We start from the raw sequence: 6753 nt of genomic DNA, 5'->3' as shown, positions 1-6753 counted from the left end.
CCGCCCGGACGCCCCGGTCAGCCAGGTCCGGGACAACCGGGTCAGCAGGGTCAGCAGGGTCCGGGCCGGCCAGGTCCGCAGGGACCGGGCGGGCCGCCGATCTCACAGCCGACGCCGATCCCGCCGCCGTTCCGGCCGGGTCCGCCGACCGGCGGGATGCCGCTGCCCCCGCCGGGCGCGGCTCCGCTGCCACCGCCGCGGATCGGCGCGCCGATGCCGTATCAGCCCGGCGCCGTCGGACCTCCGCAGTTGCCTTACGGTCCGCGTTTCGCGCAGCCCGCGTTCGCTCCTTACGGGGGATATCACCAGAAGAAGTCGAACGGCGGGGTGATCGCGGCCGTCGCGATCGTGGCCGTGATGGCGGTGATGGGCGGGTTGATCATGGTGATCGCCATCGCGAACAGCGGCGGCTCGCACCATGTCGCGGACGCCAGCTACTCGTCCAGTCCTTACACGACCACCTCCTCCTACGACTCCTCCACGACCACGTCCAGTGAGACGTCGACGACTACCACCGGTTCGCGTGATTCGACCGGCACCCAGGAGACGTCGACCGGCTCGTCGCGTGAGACGTCGGCCAGCCGGACGCCGTCCGGTCCGCAGGCGCAGCACAAACTGGCGGACAACCCGCTGTGGCTGAACTCGAACGTCGGACTGCCGAACCAGGCGTGCAACCTGTCGCGCTGGGCGAGCAATCCGGACGCCTCGGCGGCGTTCTTCGAGAGCGCGCGGCCTTGCCTGGACAACGTGTGGAAACAGGTCATGGACTACTCGAAGCTGCCGTTCCGGGTGCCGACCGTGAAGTACCCGTCCGGCAAGAACTGGTCGAGTCCGTGCGGGGACGCCAGCAACGGCGCGGTGGCGGCGTTCTACTGCTCGCAGAACGAGACGCTGTACATGCCGTACGAAGGTCTTCAAGCCAACCAGTACGGCAACAGGCCCGGCGTGTACCTGGCCGTCTTCGCGCACGAGTACGCGCATCACGTCCAAGCGCTCTCCGGTGTCATGGAGGCGTACTGGGACGCACGATACGACGCCGGCGTCGACTCGGCGGCGGGTCTGGAGATGTCGCGGCGGAACGAACTTTCGGCGCAGTGTCTGTCCGGGACGTTCCTGGGCTCGACGGTGGGCCGCGGTGGTTCGGTGAACCAGGCGATGTACCGCGACGCCTGGGAATCGCAGGACCGCGGCGACCACAACGGCGGTCCGCGCGACCACGGCTCCGACGCGCACGCGGTCTCGTGGTGGCAGCACGGCGCGCAGAAGAATCGGATAGCGCAATGCAACACGTGGGCGGCGAACTCCTCCGACGTGTCCTGACCCCTCAAGTACAGGAAGGCCCCCTTCCTAGCGCTAGACGCAGGGTCCCGGCAACGTCGTCTATCCGCTGGTCGGTGTCACTCTTGCCGAACAGGGTCGTGAGTGTTTTGGGTTGTTCTAACGACCCAAAACACTCACGACCCCTTCGCAGAGGGCCTTCATGTACTTAGGTCAGCCAGGGGGTGCGAAGGGGTTCTCCGGCACCGGCTCGGTCTTCTCCGGAACCGGAGCGGTCGGCTGTGAGTACTGGGAGTACTGAGGAGGAGCCGGGTACTGGGCCTGAGGCTGCAGCTTCGCGTGATCGCGCCGCCGTCGTTCGGCCAGCACCGCCGACAGGTACTCCCACGACGGCACCCAAGACGGCACCGGGGCCCCGATCGCCGCCGCGACCTGCTGGGCAAGGCCGTACCCGAGCGCTTCGGCCGCTTCAGGGCGAAGCTCGCTCGTGCGGCTCAGATACTGACGGACGGTCAGCGCGAGGTCGTTCGGCAAGTGGGTCAGGTCCAGCTGCGAAGCCCAGTACGCGAGCTGCGGCGGCATACCGACGTAGGGCGTCCGGGCAGCAGGTATGCGCTCACGGATCACCAGGGTCCCCGCGAGGTAGTCGCCGACGCGGCGGCCGTTGGTCGACAGCAGCGACGTGACCACCGCCACGACGCCTAGCAGTCCCAGCGCCCAGAAGTCGATGAAGAACCCGGCGAGCCCGCGGACCAGCGCGTGCCGGAACCGGACCGGTCCGCCGTCGGTGCGGACTACGCGCAGGCCCAGCGCCATTTTCCCGAGTGTGCGGCCTCGGCTCAGGGTCTCGAAGATCACCGGGTACCCGACCATGATCAGGACGAGGGTGACCAGGAACAGGGTCAGCGCCAGCGCCTCGTCGCCGAACGCGGCGACCTGGCTGAGGATGAGCACGGCGACGAACAGCGCGATGAGCTGAAGGGCGACGTCGAGCAGCATGGCGAGCCCGCGGCTGGCCAGTTTCGCCGCGCGCACGTCCAGGACGACGGCCTCGCCGGTGACGAGTTCGGACTCTTGTTCCACCTGGCAAGCGTAGTGACGAATAGGCTGGGCGACCAAGGACGATCGCCGGGAGGGCTCCGAGTTGGACGTGGACGTGTTCGTCGCCGCGCACCAGGCCGAATGGGACCGGCTGCGCGAGCTCGTCGGCCGCGCCGGGAAGCTCAGTGGCCCCGACGCGGACGAGCTGGTGACGCTGTACCAGCGCGTCGCGACGCACCTTTCGATCATCCGGTCGGTCGCCCCGGACCCCACGCTCGTCGCGCACCTGTCCGGCCTGGTCGCGAAGGCCCGGTCGGCGGTCACCGGCTCACACAGTCCCGCTTGGCGCGAAGTCGGCCTGTTCTTCACCCAGCGGTTCCCCGCCGCCCTGTACTTGAGCCGACGCTGGTGGCTGGCGTCGGCCGCGGCCTCGATCGCGGTGATGGCGATCGCGGCCGTATGGATCGCCGGTGACCCGCAAGTGCTCGCGTCGCTGGCATCGCCGGAAGAATTCAGGGACCTGACCGCGCCAGGCGGCAAATACGAGACCTACTACTCGTCGGACCCCGCGGGCTCCTTCGCCGCGCGAGTCTGGACGAACAACGCGTGGGTGGCCGCGACCTGTCTGTTCCTCGGCGTCGTGCTGGGCGTGCCGGTGATCTACGCGCTCTGGGTGAACTCGCTGAACCTCGCGATCGGCGCGGCCCTGATGTCCTCGGCCGGGCGGCTCGACGTGTTCTTCGGCCTGATCCTGCCGCACGGCCTGCTGGAACTGACCGCGGTGTTCGTCGCGGCCGGGACGGGGCTGAAACTCGGCTGGACGGTCGTCGACCCCGGACGCCGCTCCCGGACGGCGGCGCTCGGCGAGCAAGGCCGGTCGGTCGTCGTGATGGCGCTGGGGCTGACCGTCGTCCTGCTGATCTCGGGCGTGATCGAGGGCTTCGTGACGCCGTCGGGCCTTCCGACCTGGGCGCGGATCGGGATCGGCGTAGTCGCCGAAGTCGCCTTCCTGCTCTACGTGTTCGTAGTCGGGCGTAAGGCCGCGAAGGCGGGCGAAGTGGGCGATGTGGACTGGCGGTACGCCGGAGACTCGCGCCCGGAGGCGGGCTGACCTGCGGAAAGAGAGCAAGGGACCTTTGCTATCGCTCTTGCCGGGCGGGGTGGGAGGTGCGCTCAGCTTCCCGCCGGGCCGCCAGGGGAAGGTGTTGCGAAAGCCACTTTCGCAACGTTGAAGGTTGCGAAAGTGGCTTTCGCAACATCCCCCGGCGGCGCAGACCGTACTAACGACTCCCCCGGCTCAGCAGGTGCAGCTGCCTTCGAAGGCGATGCTGTTCCCGTCCTCCAGGCTCGCGCTGCCCGCGTAGCGGATCTCGAACTCGCCGGGTTCGGTCAGGACGACCTTCGGGCTCGACGCCGAACCGTCGGCCCCGGTCTTCGCCGACACCGTCTCGGCCCCGCCTTCGAAGACCAGCACGTTCTTCGGCCGCGCCGCGCGCACGAAGAAGTTCACCGGGACGTCGGCGGCGGGCTGGCCGTTCTCGCCGATCACCCGGACGACGAACGGCTGCCCCGGCGCCTTCGACGAGAGTCGCTGGCCGTTGCCGGACAGGATCGCGAGCGTCCGCACTCCGGCGGCCCACGTGTTCGACAGGCCGGAGAGTGAGCAGACCTCCTGGTAGAGCCGCGCTCCCGCCTTCGGTGACTCGGCGGTCAGGCAGCGCGCGGTCGCGACGTTCGCCAGGACCACCAGTCCGGGTGATCCGGCGTTGCGGCGCCACTGCTGGTAGCGGTCCTTGCCGTCGCACGCCACGAGTTTGACGCCGACCCCGTCCACCGGGCTGATCGCCGCCAGGCACTGTCCACTCGCGACGTGCTTGTACGAGAGCGCCGCCTTGTCGTACGACCACTGCGCGCCGGCGTCCTTCGCATCGGCGAGGAGCGCCTTGCCGTCGGCCATGGCCAGCGAAAGGGTCCCGCCTCCGTCCGCGAGATAGACCGGCGTCCCGGCGGGTTGCGCCGAAGCGGGTGACACGAGCAGCACCACCGGGAGCAACGCGAGAAACAGAACGACCCTGCGCAAGCCGAAACCCCATTCCTGTCGGTCTGGATCTCCCTCCGAGCTAACCGTCCGCGACACCCGCCGCCAACCGGCACCACACCATCGGGTTCAACCGAACCGCACGTGGGTCTGCCACCTCTCGAAGAACTCCCGATCCCCGACGACCTCGTCGGCGTCCTTCCGCTGGTAGAGCACCAGCAGCAGATCGGTCAGCGAACCGCGTACGGTCGCCGCCGCCTCACGCCGGCCCCGTTCCCAGGCGACGACCGAGCCGGTGAGGTCGAGGAACCACGCGTGCTCGGCGGCCTCGAACCCGACCGATCGGCCCTCCCCGAGGATCTCCCGCTTCTCCGGCCGGAATTCGAAGTGCTGCGGCAGTGCCTCCAGTTCCATCCACTCGTCGACGGCGTCGAGCACGACCTCGGGCGCGGCGCGGAACTTCAGTCCCGCCGCCAGGGTCGCGTCGGCGCGGTGGACCAGGGTCTCGTGCGTGAACCGGCGCGCGTAGAACGACGCGGTCCCGTAGTGGAACGGCACCCAGACCTCGGCGTCCGGCCCCGCTTCCCGCAGCGCCGACGCCAGCCGAGAAGCGCCTTCGACCAGCCAGGAGCCCGGCAGCGGACCGGAGTCGTCACCGTCCACCTGACGCACCCGGTCGTCGGGCAGCGGCGCCGTCGCCCTGGTCCGGACGATCTCCTCGGCCCACCGGTGCCCGCCGCCGAGATGCCGCACCAGGTTCCCCAGCGTCCAGCCGGGGCACGACGGGACGGGCGAGGCCAGGTCGGCGTCCGCCGATTCGGTCGCGAGCAGTTCGGTCTGCGTGACGATCTCGGCGCAGTGCCGGTCGAAATCCATCGGGTCTCCTCCTGATGATCTGGTCACCAGGAAGTCGGAGCCGTCATGCGGCTCTCGACATCAGAGACACCAGGGACGTCAGGGACGTCAGTGACCTCAGAGTCGCCCGGCCGCCTTCAGCGCGAGATACCGGTCGGCCAGCCGCGGTGGCAGGTCCTCGGGAACCGCGTCGACGACCTCGACACCGTTCCGCGCCAGCCGCGCGGTGACCTGACGTCGTTCGGCCAGCACCCGCTCGGCCGCGGCCGCGTCGTAGACGGCCTCCGCGTCGCCACGTCCTGCCGCCATCTCGGCCACCCGCGGATCCGCCACCGAAGCGACCACGAGCTGGTGCCGCGAGGTCAGTTTGGCCAGCACGGGGAACAGTCCCTCTTCCAGGGGCGCCGCGTCCAAGCCGGTCAGCAGGACGACCAGCGCCCGACGGCGAGTCCGTCGCAGCACCTCCGCGACCATCCCGCGCGCGTCGGTCTCGATCAGCGACGGTTCGAGCGGCGCCATCGCGTTCACCAAGGCGGGCAACAGATCCGCCGATCCCTGGACGGCGGCGTGCACCTGCCTGTCGTAGGCGAGGAGGTCGACGCGGTCTCCGGCCCGTGAAGCGAGCACGGCCAGCAGGAGCGCCGCGTCCATCGCCGCGTCGAGCCGCGGCGCGTCGCCCACCCGGCCCGCCGAAACCCGGCCGGTGTCGAGCACCAGCACCACATGCCGGTCGCGTTCGGGCCGCCAGGTCCGCACCATCACGTCCGAGGCGCGGGCCGAGGCGCGCCAGTCGATCGACCGGACGTCGTCGCCGATCACGTACTCGCGCAACGAGTCGAATTCGGTGCCCTGCCCCCGGATCAGCACCGCGTTGCGGCCGTCGAGCTGCTGCAACCGCGCCAGCCGCGACGGCAGATGTTTGCGGCTGTGGAACGGCGGCAGCACCCGCACGGTCCAGGGCACCTCGTGCGAACCCTGCCGCGCGGCCAGCCCCAGCGGCCCGGTCGAGCGGACGGTGACCCTGGACGCCCGCCGATCGCCGCGCCGGGTGGGCAGCAGCCGGGTGGTCACCTTGCGGCGTTCCCCGGCAGGCAAGGAAAAACGGTGCCTGTCGTCGGCGACGGCACTGGGCGGCCAGGCGTCCCGCAGCGACGCGCGCACCGGACGGCCACCGGGGTTGGCGATGGTCAGCGTGACCTCGCAGCCCTCCCCCAGCCGGACGGAAGTCGCGCCGGACCGCGCGAACTGCAGGCGCCGCACACTCCCGGCGAGCAGCAGGTCCAGCACGACCACCAGCAGCAGCACCGCGGCGGCCAGCCCGATCCCCGCCCACGAGGGCAGCAGGAAGCCGACCACCGGCGCCATGACGAGCGCCAGCAGCCCGAGCCGCCCGGTGACGGCCATCAACGTGGAACGGGTACGGAAGCGAGGACCCGGTCCAGCACGCCGTCGGCGGTCGCGCCTTCGAGTTCGGCCTCGGGACGCAGGTCGAGCCGGTGCCGCAAAGACGGCCGTGCCAACGCTTTGACGTCGTCCGGGGT

6 protein-coding genes and 1 pseudogene are annotated in these 6753 nt (G+C 70.2%); 2 read left to right on the top strand and 5 right to left on the bottom strand.

The genetic code is table 11. The features are described 5' to 3' along the window. The coding region (locus tag H5J31_RS39010; RefSeq protein WP_236005660.1) for a neutral zinc metallopeptidase at positions 1-1320 on the top strand (1320 nt) is incomplete at its 5' end. Between the two features lie 171 nt (positions 1321-1491). Here H5J31_RS39010 and H5J31_RS39005 read toward each other — a convergent pair. Further along, positions 1492-2361: an RDD family protein gene (locus H5J31_RS39005; RefSeq protein ID WP_181777675.1), complete on the bottom strand. Its 870-nt coding sequence runs from the start codon at positions 2359-2361 to the stop codon at positions 1492-1494. Positions 2362-2422: 61 nt separating this feature from the next. On the opposite strand from H5J31_RS39005, the gene H5J31_RS39000 reads away from it, so the two are divergent. Next, complete coding sequence (locus H5J31_RS39000) at positions 2423-3430, top strand: stage II sporulation protein M (RefSeq protein WP_181777674.1); 1008 nt, start codon at positions 2423-2425, stop codon at positions 3428-3430. Between the two features lie 186 nt (positions 3431-3616). Here H5J31_RS39000 and H5J31_RS38995 read toward each other — a convergent pair whose 3' ends face one another. The 4 genes and pseudogenes from H5J31_RS38995 to H5J31_RS38980 all read right to left on the bottom strand — a co-directional run. After that, positions 3617-4399: a ricin-type beta-trefoil lectin domain protein gene (locus H5J31_RS38995; RefSeq protein WP_181777673.1), complete on the bottom strand. Its 783-nt coding sequence runs from the start codon at positions 4397-4399 to the stop codon at positions 3617-3619. A gap of 87 nt (positions 4400-4486) precedes the next feature. Next, entirely contained in the window at positions 4487-5233 is a 747-nt protein-coding gene (locus H5J31_RS38990; protein ID WP_181777672.1) for a maleylpyruvate isomerase family mycothiol-dependent enzyme, read from the bottom strand. A gap of 96 nt (positions 5234-5329) precedes the next feature. Beyond that, on the bottom strand, positions 5330-6616 hold the full coding sequence (locus H5J31_RS38985; RefSeq protein ID WP_181777671.1) for a DUF58 domain-containing protein: 1287 nt from the start codon (positions 6614-6616) through the stop codon (positions 5330-5332). Then, positions 6616-6753: pseudogene (locus H5J31_RS38980) on the bottom strand (AAA family ATPase); the annotation flags it as partial. The pseudogene H5J31_RS38980 and the gene H5J31_RS38985, both read right to left, overlap by 1 nt.

The organism is Amycolatopsis pittospori (assembly GCF_013870525.1).
GTDB classification, from domain to species: Bacteria; Actinomycetota; Actinomycetes; order Mycobacteriales; family Pseudonocardiaceae; genus Amycolatopsis; species Amycolatopsis pittospori.
Note: the sequence above shows the minus strand (reverse complement) of the source record. Positions and strands in the feature narration are given on the sequence as shown.

Coding starts and splice junctions, on each gene's coding strand:
- H5J31_RS38990 (WP_181777672.1), bottom strand. CDS start 5,233: ATGGATTTCGACCGGCACTGCGCCGAGATCGTCACGCAGACCGAACTG.
- H5J31_RS38985 (WP_181777671.1), bottom strand. CDS start 6,616: ATGGCCGTCACCGGGCGGCTCGGGCTGCTGGCGCTCGTCATGGCGCCG.